Below are 14,856 nucleotides of genomic sequence, written 5' to 3' on the forward strand. Positions count from 1 at the left end.
TGACGCTCCACAGCGATCATGCAGGCCAGCTACCCGCGGCCCCGATGGTCAGCCACTTACGTTTGCGGCCGGTTCCAGCGGTATTCGTTCTCCGGCCTGCCGGGGGTGCCGTAGCGGGCGGCGCGGGAGACTGTGCCGGCGTCGGCGAGGTACTCGAGGTAGCGCCGGGCGGTGACCCGGGACATGCCGAGCGACTCCATGACCTCGCTGGCCGACACCGCCCCGGCCTGGTGCTTGATGAAGTCCTTTACTGATTCCAGGGTGGAGACGGACAAACCCTTGGGCAGCGACACTTCGGAGGGGGCCCGCAGGCTCGCGAAGGCCTGGTCCACATCACTTTGGGAGGCCCCGGTCCCGGGCTTTCCCGTCTGGGGCGAGGCCAGTTGTTCGCGGAACTGCCGGTAGCTGGCGAGCTTGTCCGCGAACGTGGCGTAGGTGAACGGCTTGATCAGGTACTGGACCACGCCCGTGGCCACCGCGCTGCGGACGATGTTCAGCTCCCGCACGGCGGTGATGGCGATAATGTCCGCGAACAGTCCCGCCGCCCGCATCCGGCGTGCGATATCCAGCCCGTGCAGGTCCGGGAGGTTCATGTCCAGCAGGACCAGCTCCACTGGATTGCCCGCCGCAGAGAATTCGGTGAGCAGGCGCAGGGCGGACTGCCCGTCGGGCGCGGAACCGGCCAGGGTGAAACCATCCAGCCTCTCGATGTAGGCGGCGTGCGCCGCGGCAGCAATGGGCTCATCTTCGACGACGAGCACCCGGATCTCGCTCATGGCTGTCCCTCTGTTGTGACCGGCGGTGTTGTGACCGGCAGCGTGACGCGGAAGAGTGCTCCGGCCGGGCTGGTGATTGTCATGGTACCGCCCAACCGCTGCACGGACTGGCGGACCAAGGCCAGGCCGAGGCCGCGTCCGAACGGTCCCGGGGCCTTGGTACTGAAGCCGTGCCGGAAGACGTCCTCCACGGCCGCCGGGTCGATTCCGGGGCCGCTGTCCTCCACGGTGATCTCCAGGGCGGAGCCGGTGGTCTCGACGGTCAGTTCCACGAGCCTGGGTGCCGGCGCCTCGGCCGCGGCGTCGATGGCATTGTCCAGCAGGTTCCCCAGGATGGCCACGAGGTCCTGCACGGCCAGCCCCGTCACCGCCGTCGAACCGCCGGTATTCAGGGTCAGTTCGACGCCGCGTTCGTGTGCTTCGGCTGCCTTGCCCATGATCAGGGCCCCAAGCACCGGTTCCTCGATGGAACTCACCAGGTCATCGCTCAGGCGCTGGCTGAGTTCCAGGTCCTTGGTGGCGAAGTCCAGCGCCTCGGGGCCCCGGCCCAGTTCCATGAGCGAGACGATGGTGTGGAGCCGGTTGGCGTGCTCATGGGTCTGGGCGCGGAGCGCGTCCGAGAGCGTGCGCATGGTCTCGAGTTCACTGCCCAGGGATTCGATTTCGGTACGGTCCCGGATGGTGGCAACGGTTCCGTAGACAGGAGCGCCAGAGACGGCGGCGCCGGACACCGCTCCACGCTGGCGGGCGCCGGCAGGCTCGGGTCCCACCGCGGGGCCCTGGTTGACCACGAGGATCCGCGAGCCGGTCAGGTGGATCTCATCCAGGGCGGTCCGCCCCGATTCGAAGAGCTCCTTGAGGCTGGGGGCCAACGGTAACTCCGCGAGGGAGGGCGCTGCCCGGCGCCCGCCCCCCGCAGCGCCGGCGCCGTCCGCGCCGGGAGGGGGAACGCCGTCGGCGGACTGTTTCCTCAGTCCGAGCAGTTCGGCGGCCTGGTCGTTGTACATCACCACTTTGCCCTTGGGGTCGATGAGGATCACGCCCTCACGCACCGAATGCAGCACCGATTCGTAGTACGCGAAGAGCTGGCCCAGCTCTTCCGGGCCCCAGCCGCGGGTTACCCGGCGCAGGTACCGGCCCAGGAGCCAGGCCGCCGCCGAACCGCCGGCCAGCAGCGCCAGGCTGATGGCCAGCAGCGCCGGCAGCCGGCCGGAGAGTGCAACGTCCACCGTCCGGACCGTCACGCCCGCGGCCACGAGCGCCCTTACCTTGCCGTCGGCATCCTTGACCGGGGCGATGGTGCGCACCGACGGGCCGAGGGTGCCGGCCATGACTTCAGTGAACACCTGGCCATGGAGGGCCGCGTCGATGGAGCCGATATACGGTTTGCCCAGTTCCTCATCGCGCGGGTGGGTCCAGCGGGTACGGTCCGGGGCCATGATCGTGACGAAATCCGCGTCGGCGTCGTTCATGATCTTCAGGGCATACGGCTGCAGCAGGGCCGTGGGATTGGCCGTGTCCGCCGCGGCCAGGACGAAGGGGGCATCGGCGACGGTGGTGGCGATGCCGGCCATCCGGCGTCCGGCTTCCTCATAGGCGTGATCGCGCGCGTCGAGGAACACCGCCGTGCCAACGATGGCCGTCAGGGCGACCACGAACAGCAGATTGGCCGCAAACAGCCTGCGGGCGATGCTCCAGCGCCGGATCATCAACACCTTCCATGACCAATATGAACGCAAGGGTGATGCGCGTCACCTCCTCATCAATGATGGGGTTACACGCAAGAAGGACAAGAGCGGACCACAGCCAGGACCGCACCACGTCCAGCCTATCCAAGGAGAACACCATGGCCTCTCAACGAGGAGAGTCAGCAGCACCGGCCGCCGCTCCGGCCAAGAAGCGCAAGGGACTGGACAAGTCCCACTACCTCTACATCGCAGTCATCGTCGCCGTGATTGCGGGTGCCGTTATCGGTCTGCTGTTCCCCGAGGTCGGCAAATCACTCAAGCCGCTCGGCGACGGCTTCATCAAACTCATCAAGATGATGATCGCGCCCGTGATCTTCTGCACGATCGTGCTGGGCATCGGCTCCATCGCCAAGGCGGCCACGGTCGGCAAGGTCGGCGGCCTGGCGCTCGCCTACTTTGTGGTCATGTCCACGTTCGCCCTGGCGATCGGCCTCGTGGTCGGCAACCTGATCCACCCGGGCGAGGGCCTCAAGCTCGCCCCCTACGATCCGAACAAGAAGGCCGCAGCCGACAGCACCGTTGACTTCCTGCTGGGCATCATCCCGGGCGACATTCCCGTGTTGCCGACGCTCCTCGCCGCGATCCTGGTCGGCTTCGCGCTGCAGAAGATGGGCCCTCAGGGAGCCCCGATCCTCAAGGCCGTCGGTTACGGACAGGCCCTCGTGTTCCGCATCCTCATCATGATCATGTGGCTGGCCCCGGTCGGAGCCTTCGGCGCGATCGCCGCGGTGGTCGGTGCCACCGGCTTCCAGGCCATCATCAGCATGGCAACCCTGATGGGCGCCTTCTACATCACGTGCGCCCTGTTCATCGTCGTGATCCTCGGCGGTTTGCTCAAGGCGGTCGCGGGCGTCAGCATCTTCAAGCTCATGAAGTACCTCGGCCGCGAATACCTGCTGATCTTCTCCACGTCCTCCTCTGAAGCCGCGCTGCCCCGCCTGATCGCGAAGATGGAACACCTCGGAGTGTCCAAGCCGGTCGTGGGTGTCACGGTCCCCACCGGCTACTCGTTCAACCTGGACGGGACCGCCATCTACCTGACCATGGCCGCGCTGTTCGTCGCCAATGCCATGGGCACGCCGCTGGACCTGGGCGCCCAGGTTTCCCTGCTGGTCTTCATGATCATCGCTTCCAAGGGTGCCGCCGGCGTCACCGGCGCCGGGCTGGCCACGCTGGCCGCCGGGCTCCAGGCGCACGCACCCCAACTGCTGGGCGGTGTGGGCATGATCGTCGGCATCGACCGGTTCATGTCCGAGGCTCGCGCCCTGACCAACTTCACCGGCAACGCCGTCGCCACGGTGCTGATCGGCACCTGGGTCAAGGAGATCGACGGCGGACGCGTGGACCGTGTCCTCGCCGGTGCCGAGCCGTTCGACGAAGAGACGATGCTGGCCGGCCACTCCGGTGCACAGGACGCCGAACAGCCGGCACAACCGGCACAGCCGGCGCAACCGGTCCTGGCGCACGCCTGAACCCACGCCTGCACCTTCCTGGTCCCGGCCGCGATCCCCGGCCGCGACCTGACCCCACGCACTACCGCTCGATGACGCCCAAGCGCCCGGCAACCCAGCTGCCGGGCGCTTGGGCGTCCGGATCAGCCCTCGTCGGCGCCGAACGGGGTGACCACCGTGCGCCGGGGCGTGCCGTCGTCGTCGTAGTTCAGGGTGCTGACGCGGACGCCGTACAGCGCTGAAAGCTGCGCATCGGCGAGGAGCGGCCCGGCGGGCCCGGTCACCACACCCTCGGCGCCCATGAGGACCACCGAGTCTGCGAGGAACAGGGCGTGGTCCGGGTGATGGGTGCTCACGAGCAGCGACATCCCGGTCCGCACGAGTTCCCTCAGGAGCTGGAGGACCCGGACCTGGTTTTTTAGGTCCAGCCCGGTGGACGGCTCATCCAGGACGAGGAGCCGCGAACCGCCGGCGATGGCCCGCGCAATGAGGACCAGCTGCTGCTCGCCCCCGCTCAGGGTCGGAAACAGCCGGTCGGCCAGGGCGGCGATCCCCACCCGGTCCATGGCGTGGAGCGCGGCGGCCCTGTCCCGGCTGCCGGGGGTGCGGAAGACGCCGATGTGGCGGGCACGGCCCATGACCACCATGTCCAGGGCGGGGTAGCCGAACGTGCTGCCGCGCGCCTGGGGAACATAGCCGGCCGTCTCGGACCTGCGCACCGCACCCTCCCGTACGGCCAGCATGCCGGCCGCGCAGCGCACCAGGGTTGTCTTGCCGCTGCCGTTGGGCCCCAGGACCGCGGTCACGGTGCCCGGGGGCACCGAGAAGCTGAGATCCTTGAACACCCAGTTCTGCGGTGAATAGCCAAACCCTGCCCCGCGCAGCTCAAGCACCGTCCCAGATCCTTTCCCGGTTCCGGCGCAGCAGTACGAAGAAGACCGGTGCCCCGATCAGGGCGGTCAGGACGCCCAACGGGATTTCCCCGGCCGTGGCGGTGCGCGCAATGGTGTCGATGGCGATCAGGTAGGCCCCGCCCAGCAGGAATGAGACCGGCAGCAGCACGCGGTGGTCCGGGCCCACCCACATGCGTGCGAGGTGCGGGATGACCAGCCCCACCCAGCTGATGACGCCGCTGACGGCGACGGCGCCGGCAACCATGAGGGCCACGGCGGCGAGGACCACCCAGCGCAGGGGGCGCGGCCGGAGCCCCAGGGCGGTGGCGTCATCGTCCCCGAGCGAGAGCACATTGATCCGCCACCGCAAGGCCAGCAGGACGACGCCGCCGGCAGCGATCGGAATGAGGGCCACCAGCACCTTCGCCCACGTAGCGGTGGCGACACTGCCGAGTAACCAGAAGACGATTGCGGGCAGGGTGGTGAACGGGTCCGCCAGATACGTCACCAGGGCCACCAGAGCGGAGAAGAACGAGGCCGTGACGATTCCTCCGAGGACCACCATGAGGATGTGGGCGCCGCCCCGCCCGGACGTGATGAGGAAGACGATTCCCAGGGCCAGCAACCCGAAGCCGAACGACCCGCCCACGAGGGCGACGGGGCCCAGGCCCAGCAGCAGGGCCAGGGCACCGCCGAAGGAGGCTCCCGAGGAGACGCCGATGACTTCCGGGCTGACCAGGGGATTGCGGAACACGGCCTGCAGCGCTGCACCGCCGATTGCGAGGGCGCCACCGACCAGCAGGGCGAGCAAGACCCTGGGCAACCTGACCAGCAGCACCACGTTTTCCTCGGCCGCGGGAAGGTCCGGACCGAAGGGAACTATTCGGGAGGCCAGGATCTGCACGACGTGGTCGAGGGACACGTTGTAGCGGCCGCTGGCGAGGGCCAGCGCGGACACGGCTGCCAGGACGGCGCCTGCGAGCAGGCAGGGACCGATGACTCGGCGCAGCTTCGATCCCCGGCGGCCGCCAGGGTGTCCCGTGGTCAGAGGCTGGGCCTCACGAAGCATCGAACTGCCGGTAGTTGGCCGAGGTGCCATTGGCTTCGGTCCACAGGATCTTGTCCAGCTCCGACGCCGATGGCCGGTAGCGGTACAGGAAATCGAAGTAGTCGTTGGTCTCGTTCCTCAGCGCGGAGCGGTTGCCGGAGGGGAAACTGACATCGGTGAGCCAGCGCCACATCAGCGGTGACTCCTGGCCGGGGGGATCCCAGCGGTAGCCGCCCAGCGGGACCTTGTAGACGCGGCGGGAGCGCACGGCGGAGACGCTTTGCCACACCGGGTTGCCGTAGACGTCGGCGGGCATCGCGTCGTCGAAGTTCCCGAGCAGGATGATCTCCGGATCCCAGGCAAGGACCTGTTCGACGTCCACGCCCACCATGCCCTTGCCCTGGAGGCCCTGCGGGCCGGTGGCGGGGTTGTGTGCCCCGATGAGCTTGATGTAGAAGTCGTTGTAGCTGCCGTTCCCGGCCACCTTGAGTCCGCCGCTGAACCGGTTGAAGTAGATGATGCCCGGGCCGCCGGTGCCGCGGGCGGCGGCCTCGGCCTGGATGGCCTTCTGCTGCCCGTCGCTGCGCGCCTTCATCTGCACAGCCCGGTCCGGGCGCCCCAGCATCGTTGCGAAGAGCGCGGTCCACGTGTCCACGTCCTGCTGCGTGCCGGTGTTCGTAATGCCCAGGACCTTCATCCCGGCCTGTTCCAGCGGTGCCGTCAGTTGCGCATCGCTCCACTGGACCACGACGTCGGGGTTCAGCGCCCGGATGCTTTCGACATTGGGCGTGAAGTCGGTCGTGGCGATGTCGTGCGGGATATTCAGGGCCTCCGGGTACATGGCGCCCATGGCGCCGTCGCGCATCGCCACCCAGGAGGCGTTGTGCATTCCGGCGAGATGGCCGGCGCCCTGGTCGACGGCGGCCAGCAGGGAGGCGGCCGGCATGGGGATGGTCACCACCCGGGTGACCGGGCGGTCGAAACTCAAGACGGTCCCGCGCTGGTCCGTGACCTGGATCCCGGCAGCGCCGGAGGCGGAACCTGGCGCAGTACCTGCAGTGCCTGCTGGCGGCGTTGACTGTGGCGCGGACTGCGGCGATGTGCCGGCCGGGGCGCAGGAAGCGAGGAACAGCGCCCCTCCGCCGTAGAGGGCCGCTGCCAGTACAGATCGTCGGTTGGCTTCGGGGATGCTCATCGGCCTACCTCCCGGGAAGGACCGCGCGCAACGGCCATTCGCTCCGCGCCGGCCACAGCAAGGATCCCGGTGCGGCATTTCCTCACAGCATCCGCCGAATGCGCAGGGGTGTCAATGCCGGCAACGCGGGCATTGTTCGCCGAGGGGCGCCGGTGCTAGCCTCGCTGATATCCCCTGTGAAACGAGGCCACGGGATGGAAATCAACGGCGCCCAACTGTTTGTCCGCTACGCGTATCCGCCGAATTCGCGGGGCAGTTGCGGGCCGCCTGACAGCGACGCGCTGCTGCACTACGGCCAGTCCGGGGTGACCGACGCCGGCCTGCGCGAACTTGCCAAGGGGTTCGCCGGCGCCTGGCCGTACCTGGAGCTCATCGCCGGTGCCACCGGCAACCCGGACCCGCTGGACTACGCAGTGGTGGAGGCCTACTGGGTGGGAAACACGCTGCTGGACACCGTGGGTGTGCGCAGCATCGGCAATTCCATGGAGGACCGCTTCCGCGCACGGACCGGGCATCAGTTCCCGCACCTGATGGAAGGGGTCCTTGCCGGCGGCGTCCCGCACCACAGCTTCCACGTCCTGGAAATCTATCCGTGGACCGGACTCTTGCGCGATGACCGGCGCTCCTCCACGGCCCTGAATGTCCTTGACCAATGCCGCATCCGGTGGGGCGAGGTGGTGGCCGTCGAAGGGGACAGCGCCCTCGTGCGCTCGCGGCCCCTTGCGTGGGACGGGATGGAGCTGTCGCTGGGGGAACCGGTGATCGAGACGGCCAAGTATGCCGTGGCCGGGTCCGGCTTCATCGCTGACCTCACGCCCGGGGACATGGTGTCCCTCCACTGGGACTGGGTGTGCGACCGGCTCTCGGCCGCCCAGCTCCACCGGCTCCGGCACTACTTTGCGCGCCACCTCAAGATCGCCAACTCCGGGGTGGAGCACCGCGGCGCCGCGATCGCCCTCGAATAGCGGGCGCCTGCAGTTCCGCCAGTGGGGGCGGTTAGTGGGGAGCGAAGGCTACGGGACCGTGTCGGTGGGGTCCGGGCCCCGTCCCATGAGCTCAAGTCCCGACATCGCACGGTCGGCACCATCCTGATCCACGCGCTCCAGGGCGAAGCCCATGTGGATCAGGACCCACGTGCCGCTCGCCAAAGGGCCGTCGTCCAGGAGGCCAATGTTGATTTTGCGCTCCACTCCGGCCACATCCACCAGGGCGAGCTGTCCGTTGTAGCCGTCGATCACTTCGATGATCCGGCCCGGTATTCCCAAACACATCCGTGGTTCCTCCTCAGCCAGCTTCATCCGGAGCCGCGCTCGCGGGCGCTGCGTCTGCGTTCGTGATCCGGGCTGTGACCAGGGTGCGGACTGCTTCCACGGCCGCCGGGACGGCACGGGACACGTCCTCGGACAGTCCCATGCCCTCGTCCGTTCGCGCCGCGATGCAGCCGACCAGATAGGTCTCCGGCAGCGATCCGCCCAAAACACGGAGACGGCGGAGGACAGCCAGCGGATCCATGCCATGCGGATCGAAAGCCGGATTGACCCGAAGGCCGGCCGGCGTCAGCGGTCCGCCGCTTTCCAGGTCCTCCGTCCGGATCTTCAGGATCCGGAGCGTTCCGGCGCTTGTGCTCCCGTCCGCCGGGGCCGGGAGCACGTCCACGAGCACCAGCGCATCCACCCCGTCCAGGAGATCGTAGGCGAGGTGCAGCCCGCGGATCCCATAGTCCCGCACCTGGACCTCCTCCGGCGCCCAGCCGGGCAGGCCGGAAACCTCCTCGGCCAGTTGGCGGGCGACGGCCGGTCCAAATCCGTCGTCGCGAAGGAACACGTTCCCCACGCCCGCGACGAGAACCCCGCTCACACCGGGCCTCACATGCTCCGCATGCGCACGTAGCGTTTGATGTCCGGAATTGAACGCAGGCCGACGACGGCTGCCGCCAGGCCCGCGGCCAGCAGGAGCACGACTGTCATGATGCCCAGAGCTTTCATGGTGATGGTTCCTTTCCGTTGTCCGGGGCCGGCGCCGCGTCGAGCGGCACGAGTTCCTCGGGGGCGAAATACAGATACCGGCCGTACCACTCCTGCAGTTCGGCGGCGGGGTCGGCCTCGAGGACCACCGCGACGTGCGTTCCGCCGTCGACGTCGAAGTGGACTCCGGTGACACGCCCCGACTTACCGGCGAAGAAGAGGTCCTGGGCGTCGGCACGGCGCAGCGGAACAACCCGCACCCGGCTGCCGCGTGAGATCGGGACGCCGTCGATGAAGACGGTGTCCGATTCCGGATCCACGGCGGCGTCCCGGGCGGGATCCCACCACGGCGTGCCGGCGTCGGTGCCCGCGTCGGTACCTGATTCGGCGTCGCCGGGAACTGAAAACCCGGGAACGGAGAACTCGGGAACGGAAAATTCCGGATAGTCCGGGACTGCGGGGCCGGGGAAGCCGCCGGCTCCGATCCTGCCGGGTCCGCGCGGCTCCGCCAGTTGCACGGCATCGTGCGGATTCCGCAGGATGCCGTGCAGCTGCTGGAGTTCCTCTGCGGTCATGTTTTCGCAGCGTTCGATGATTGCCGCGGCCCGGGCGTCGGTTGACCGGGCCTCCGCCTTTTCCTCATCGGTCAGGGTGAGCACCCGCAAGGTCAGGATTTCATCGATCTCCGTCGCATCGAACAGTTCCACGGTGCTTTCCGGTGCCACCGCCGGATGGTCATAAAGGATGATCGGGGACAGGAGCAGGACATCGCGCTGCCCCTCGGGGCCGGCGAGCACGGGCCAGCAGCGGTGCTGGCTGCACGAAGCCGCCGCCGCCGCTGCCCATCCCGGCGGATCGATCACCGACAGGAAATCGGCGTCGTGGACGGCGAGCAGGACATGGGCTCCGATGAACGAGTACTCGATCGCGGAACGCTTATCGGCGGTCGCTGCCGCCGCGTTCTCCACCGTGACCCTGAGCCGCCACAGCGGACCGCGGGCCGGCTCGGCCGCGGCATCGGCTTCGGCGGCCCGCCCCGGCGCCGCCACTTGCGTCGCCATCAGGCGCACCTCGCCACGAAGTTCCCGGCGCCGGCGCACGAGCCTGCCGGCGGTGGTGCCGGCGGTGTCCAGTACGGGCTCGATGTCCTCGTTCGCCGGCACCTTGACCGGCGCACACACGCCCGCGGCCAGCTGGCCGAGACTGTACGGCCCGAGCGTGATCTCCTGATCCGTTGCCTCGTCCCAGCTGAGCCACCGGGAAGCGCCGACGGTGAGTTCGTCGACGGGCGTGAAGCCGCCTTCATCCGCGCGTTCGGCGGTCCGTCTCTGGAGGTGCAGGAAGCGCAGATGCACGTCGACCCGGGCGGCGGGTCCTGGCTGGAGGAGGCAGTCCGCTGCCATGTCCGGTTCTTCGCCGGCACCGGATGCTGCCGCGCCCGGCGGCCCGAGCACGCCGAACTGCCAGCGGGCCTGGTTCTTGGCGGAGGAGGCGCGGTAGGGGTACAGGAGGTACCCCTCGTAAAGGACGGCGTCGGCGACGGCGCGTGCCAGGCTGAGCCCGGTGTTCACGGTACCGGGTCACCCGCCCCGGCCAGCAGCCCCTCGATTGCGGCTTCCCAGGAAATCAGGCCGTGGACCGCCTTGTACCTGGCCAGGGCCGCGAGGACGTCGCGGTCCAGACGGATCCATCCCTGGTTCGGGAAGAATGCGTCCATCAGCGAGCGCCAGGCCGCCACGGGCAGGTCGTACCTCGATTCCCGGTCCCAGGGAACCTGCTCGACGCCGAAGCCCGCCGCGCCCCGCGTGAAAACCGTCCCGGAGAAGAGGAACTCGAGCGGCACCGTCCCGTCCCGCAGGGAGTTCAGGTATTTTGCTGCGGCGACCTCGAAGTCGAACGTGCAGGGCAGCGGCAGGTCAACGTCGACGCTCTCCGCAAATCCCTGGACCAGGACGCCGCTGTGCATCCAAATGAAGGGCTTGAGCGTGGTGGGCCACCGTCCGCGGCTGCCAAAGAGTTCCAGCAGGCCGGCTTCCTCGTCAGCGTCGTAGCCGCGGCGCTGGGCCAGGATCCGCACCTGGCACCGCAGGGCCATGGCATGGACGGCGGCGCCGCTTTTCTCCTGGATCCGCAGGCGTGCGGTCAGCTGGGGCGCGGCCGCATAGGGCTCCGGGGCGATGTCCAGCACGCTGAATTCGAGTTCAACCATGGCGTCCCTCCGGCTCTGCCGCGGCGGGGGCGGGCCTGCTGCGGCTGCTGATCCGGTCGAAGAATCCCGCGAGCTCCTGGCGGGACTCCTGGCCGCCGTCGAAGCCCTTCCACACCCGCCGCAGGCGGCCCACCAGCTCGTAGCACGCATCGATGGGGACCAGATGGCAGTCCGCCCGTTCCCGGTCGGGGCCGGGGGAGCGGATCAGCAGGGCCTCCGTGTCAGGGGCGAGCACGCTGATGGCCGGGTTGGTCGCCTGGACCGAGGCCCAGGCGGCCAGGGAAAGTTCCGACTCCGTGGCTCCGGCAGGGCTCGGATAGAAGGCGGCAGTCCGGCCAAGGGCCGAGTTGAAGAAGAAGAAGGCCAGCCCCACCGGGATTTCCAGCTCGTCCCACTGGGCCTGGCCGAGCTCGAAGGGCTCGAACGAGAGGTAGCGGTCGGGGACGGAACGGTAGCGCAGATGGGCCGACGAGTCCGTGAACAGCAGATAGCAGGGCCGGCACGTGCACAGCAGGGAGCGGCTCTCCAGATCCACCACGTGCTGGTGAGCGTCCGGGATGGGCTCCGCGCACATCTCGCAGCGCTCGCCGGCAGCCTGGGCCGGGCGGGTGGAAGCTATCCGGCGGAGCACGGCGAGCGCCGATGCGCTGTTTCCGGCGCTGTTGTTTCCGGCACTGTTGACTCCGGCGCTGCCGGCCGGCTGGCTCCCGGTTCCCGTTGGCGCCGTCATGCCTGGCTCCGTTCCCGTGGCACGGCGTTCATGTTCCGGCATCTCACCGCGGGTCCGCGGTGGTGGGGACGGCCACCGAGGGAACCCCGTCGCGGAGCAGCAACGGGAGGGGATCCAGATGCAGCCCCTTGTCCTCCAGGCAGGCCCCGGCCTTCCGGACGTCGAAGTGGCTGCGGCAGTGCGGGCAGCGCAACAGCCCCCCGCCCACCGGGGCCGCCAGCGCCCGCTGCAGGGAGGCGCCAGGCATGGAGTGGGTGCACCGCGGGCAGCGGTCCACAAACGCGTAGACGTCCGGGCCGATCCGGCACGTGAGCACCTCCACGCCTGCCACCAGGAATCCCGCCACGGCTCCGGACTCCAGCTCAGCGAGGGCCGGGACCGCCTGCCACGTGCCTGAGGCCGGCGTTCCGGCGTCGGGGACCGCCCAGTCCGGCGCGGCACCGCGAGTGCCGGCGTCGGGTGGACCGCCCAGCCCGTCCAGCCGCGAGCGCAGGGCGCCGACCGGGATGAGGGCGGGAACGGCGGCCGGAGCCGCCTCCTCCACTTCGATGCCGGTCACCTCGGGCGCCGCGGATTCGATCGCGTCCTCGACGGCGAGCTTGAGCGTCACTGACGACGACGGACAGCCCTGGCAGCTGCCCAGCAGCCTCAGCCGGACGACGCCTTCTTCGCTGATGCCGAGCAGTTCAACATCCCCGCCGTGCGAGCCGAGGTAGGGCCGGACGGAGTCGAGGGCCCCGGCGACCCTGCCGGGCAGGTCAACGGGGTGCAGCCCGTGGATCAGCAGCAGGCCGGACACCAGCGGGTCGGACGTGAGGGCGGAGACTGTTCCGGGCCCGAGCACACCCTGCGAATCGAGCACGTGCAGGATTCGTTCCAGCCCGGCGCCGTACAGCTCCGTCACCTGCCGGACCAGTTCCTCCGCCCGCTCCCGGGCCACCGGACCGCCGGCACCCAGCGCGTCCAGGAGGGAACTGATCCGTTCGCCTGCCGAGCCCAACAGATTCTCCCGGTCCATGGCCGGCTACTCACCGGTGAGGGACTGCGTAGGGGAGTGCAGCAAGTCCAGCGTCTGCCCGTCGCCGAGGTACATGTGGACGCCGCACGGCAGGCAGGGGTCGAAGCTGCGGACGGTGCGCATGATGTCGATGCCCTTGAAATGATCGCGGTCGTTCTCCTCGAAGATGGGCTGGCCCTGCACCGCGTCCTCATACGGGCCCGGTGTTCCCTCGGAGTCGCGCGGGCTGGCGTTCCAGGGCGTCGGCGGATAGGGATGGTAGTTGGCGATCTTGCCGTCGCGGATCACCATATGGTGCGAGAGCACGCCGCGGACAGCTTCGGTGAACCCGCAGCTGATGGCTTCCTCCGGCACCTCAAAGGACTCCCACGTCTTGGTGCGGCCGGCCCGGATCTCCTCGAGGGCCTTTTCGGCGAAGTGCAGTGCGGCGGCGGCCGCGTAGGCCTGGAAATAGGTCCGGGCGCGGTTCCGCTCCAGCGTGTTGCTCCACTGCGGGATCTTCCATTCCAGGGTCACCGGGCCCTTCAGCGCAGTCTTGGGGAGCTCGATCTGGACGCTGCTGCCCGTTGACTTGAGGTAGCCGGTGTCGACGAACCCGGCAAGGGCGGTCGACCAGAGCCGGGCGAGCGGGCCGCCGCCGGTATCCAGCGCCAGGTTGCTTTCGCCGTCATTCCACCGCGGCGACATCACCCAGCTGTACTTGTCCTCGAGGTCGCGCTTCTGCGGCCGCGGGTTGGTGTGCTGATTCCAGGGATGCCGGCGGTCCACCGGGTTGCCCAGCGGATCGCGGGTGACGAACATTTCCTGGTCGCCCCAGTCCTCGTAGTAGGACGAGCCCAGCATGATCCGGATCCCCAGGTTGATCCGCACCAGGTCCGTGGTCACGAGTTTGCCGTCCACCACGACGCCTGGGGTGACAAACATCTTCCGGCCCCACTCCGTCATGTCCTTGTAGGCGAAATTGCAGAACTCCGGATCCTGGAAAGACCCCCAGCAGCCCAGCAGGGTCCGCCGCAGCCCCACCTGCTCGTACCCGGGCAGCGCAGCATAGAAGAAGTCGAAGAGGTCATCGTGCATCGGCACGACCTTCTTCATGAACTCCACATACCGCATGAGCCTGGTGATGTAGTCCGTCATCAGCTGGATCGTCGCCACGGTGCCCACGCCGCCGGGGTAAAGCGTGGAGGGATGGACATGCCGGCCCTCCATCAGGCAAAACATTTCCCGGGTCATCCGGCTCACTTGCAGCGCCTCGCGGTAGAACTCCCCGGTAAACGGGTTCAGCGAGCGCATGATGTCCGCGATGCTGCGGTAGCCGTGCTCGGCGGCGTGCGGGGCCGGCGTGTTCTCGGCTTTGGCCAGCACCGACGGGTTGGTTTCGGAGACCATCTTCTCGCAGTAGTCCACGCCGACCAGGTTCTCCTGGAAGATGTTGTGGTCGAACATGTACTCGGCAGCCTCGCCCAGGTTGACGATCCATTCGCCGAGGTGGGGCGGCTTCACCCCGTAGGCCATGTTCTGCGCGTAACAGGAACAGGTGGCGTGGTTGTCGCCACAGATTCCGCAGATCCGGCTCGTGATGAAATGGGCGTCCCGGGGGTCCTTGCCGCGCATGAAGATGGAATAGCCGCGGAAAATCGAGGACGTGCTGTGGCATTCCACCACTTGGTTGTTCTTGAAATCGACCTTGGTGTAGATGCCGAGGCTGCCGACGATCCTCGTGATCGGGTCCCAGGCCATCTCCACCAGGTTCTCGCCCGCGGTACCGTCCGCCGAGGGCATCGGAATCGTCGAAGTCATTGCATTGCCTCTCTGCCTAGGGTT

At 68.4% G+C, this 14,856-nt stretch carries 15 protein-coding genes; 2 read left to right on the forward strand and 13 right to left on the reverse strand.

Going from position 1 to position 14,856, the window contains the following annotated elements:
- Positions 1-56: 56 nt before the first annotated feature.
- On the reverse strand, positions 57-776 hold the full coding sequence (locus C560_RS0114580) for a response regulator (RefSeq protein ID WP_026538764.1): 720 nt from the start codon (positions 774-776) through the stop codon (positions 57-59).
- Complete coding sequence (locus C560_RS0114585; RefSeq protein ID WP_026538765.1) at positions 773-2,485, reverse strand: sensor histidine kinase; 1,713 nt, start codon at positions 2,483-2,485, stop codon at positions 773-775. Before C560_RS0114585 ends, C560_RS0114580 begins: the two co-directional genes overlap by 4 nt.
- Positions 2,486-2,622: 137 nt before the next feature.
- On the opposite strand from C560_RS0114585, the gene C560_RS0114590 reads away from it, so the two are divergent.
- Positions 2,623-3,996 carry a cation:dicarboxylate symporter family transporter gene (locus C560_RS0114590; protein WP_026538766.1) on the forward strand — a complete coding sequence of 458 codons (1,374 nt, stop codon included), beginning with the start codon at positions 2,623-2,625 and terminating at the stop codon, positions 3,994-3,996.
- 122 nt (positions 3,997-4,118) lie between these two features.
- Here the strand turns inward: C560_RS0114590 and C560_RS0114595 are convergent, their stop codons facing one another.
- The 3 genes from C560_RS0114595 to C560_RS0114605 are packed head-to-tail and all read right to left on the reverse strand — an operon-like array spanning position 4,119 to position 7,111.
- On the reverse strand, positions 4,119-4,868 hold the full coding sequence (locus C560_RS0114595) for an ABC transporter ATP-binding protein (RefSeq protein WP_026538767.1): 750 nt from the start codon (positions 4,866-4,868) through the stop codon (positions 4,119-4,121).
- Positions 4,861-5,967, reverse strand: a complete 1,107-nt coding sequence (locus C560_RS0114600) for a FecCD family ABC transporter permease (RefSeq protein WP_231494362.1) — start codon at positions 5,965-5,967, stop codon at positions 4,861-4,863. Before C560_RS0114600 ends, C560_RS0114595 begins: the two co-directional genes overlap by 8 nt.
- On the reverse strand, positions 5,927-7,111 hold the full coding sequence (locus tag C560_RS0114605) for an ABC transporter substrate-binding protein (RefSeq protein ID WP_231494363.1): 1,185 nt from the start codon (positions 7,109-7,111) through the stop codon (positions 5,927-5,929). The genes C560_RS0114600 and C560_RS0114605 overlap by 41 nt, the downstream gene beginning before the upstream one ends.
- 194 nt (positions 7,112-7,305) lie before the next feature.
- Between C560_RS0114605 and C560_RS22010 the strand changes: the two genes are divergently transcribed.
- On the forward strand, positions 7,306-8,076 hold the full coding sequence (locus C560_RS22010) for a DUF6390 family protein (protein WP_043423202.1): 771 nt from the start codon (positions 7,306-7,308) through the stop codon (positions 8,074-8,076).
- 48 nt (positions 8,077-8,124) lie between these two features.
- On the opposite strand, the gene C560_RS0114615 is transcribed toward C560_RS22010, so the two are convergent.
- The 8 genes from C560_RS0114615 to C560_RS0114650 are packed head-to-tail and all read right to left on the reverse strand — an operon-like array spanning position 8,125 to position 14,832.
- Positions 8,125-8,382, reverse strand: a complete 258-nt coding sequence (locus C560_RS0114615) for a HypC/HybG/HupF family hydrogenase formation chaperone (protein ID WP_026538770.1) — start codon at positions 8,380-8,382, stop codon at positions 8,125-8,127.
- 13 nt (positions 8,383-8,395) lie between these two features.
- On the reverse strand, positions 8,396-8,968 hold the full coding sequence (locus tag C560_RS0114620; protein WP_026538771.1) for a hydrogenase maturation protease: 573 nt from the start codon (positions 8,966-8,968) through the stop codon (positions 8,396-8,398).
- 8 nt (positions 8,969-8,976) lie between these two features.
- Positions 8,977-9,096: a DUF6893 family small protein gene (locus C560_RS24105; RefSeq protein ID WP_018772298.1), complete on the reverse strand. Its 120-nt coding sequence runs from the start codon at positions 9,094-9,096 to the stop codon at positions 8,977-8,979.
- The gene (locus tag C560_RS0114630) at positions 9,093-10,646 is read right to left on the reverse strand and encodes a phage tail assembly protein (protein WP_026538772.1); all 1,554 of its coding nucleotides are present in this window, start codon (positions 10,644-10,646) and stop codon (positions 9,093-9,095) included. The genes C560_RS24105 and C560_RS0114630 overlap by 4 nt, the downstream gene beginning before the upstream one ends.
- Positions 10,643-11,284, reverse strand: coding sequence for a DUF6084 family protein (locus C560_RS0114635; RefSeq protein WP_026538773.1), 642 nt, complete (start codon positions 11,282-11,284; stop codon positions 10,643-10,645). The genes C560_RS0114630 and C560_RS0114635 overlap by 4 nt, the downstream gene beginning before the upstream one ends.
- A complete protein-coding gene (locus tag C560_RS22015; RefSeq protein ID WP_026538774.1) occupies positions 11,277-12,014 on the reverse strand; it encodes a DUF5947 family protein in 738 nt (245 codons plus the stop codon). The genes C560_RS0114635 and C560_RS22015 overlap by 8 nt, the downstream gene beginning before the upstream one ends.
- Before the next feature lie 43 nt (positions 12,015-12,057).
- Positions 12,058-13,032 (reverse strand): NifU family protein, encoded by a 975-nt coding sequence (locus C560_RS0114645; RefSeq protein ID WP_026538775.1) that lies wholly within the window; start codon positions 13,030-13,032, stop codon positions 12,058-12,060.
- A 6-nt stretch (positions 13,033-13,038) separates the two neighbouring features.
- The gene (locus tag C560_RS0114650) at positions 13,039-14,832 is read right to left on the reverse strand and encodes a nickel-dependent hydrogenase large subunit (protein WP_026538776.1); all 1,794 of its coding nucleotides are present in this window, start codon (positions 14,830-14,832) and stop codon (positions 13,039-13,041) included.
- Positions 14,833-14,856 lie beyond the last annotated feature (24 nt).

Source organism: Arthrobacter sp. 9MFCol3.1 (assembly GCF_000620385.1).
Classification (GTDB): domain Bacteria; phylum Actinomycetota; class Actinomycetes; order Actinomycetales; family Micrococcaceae; genus Arthrobacter.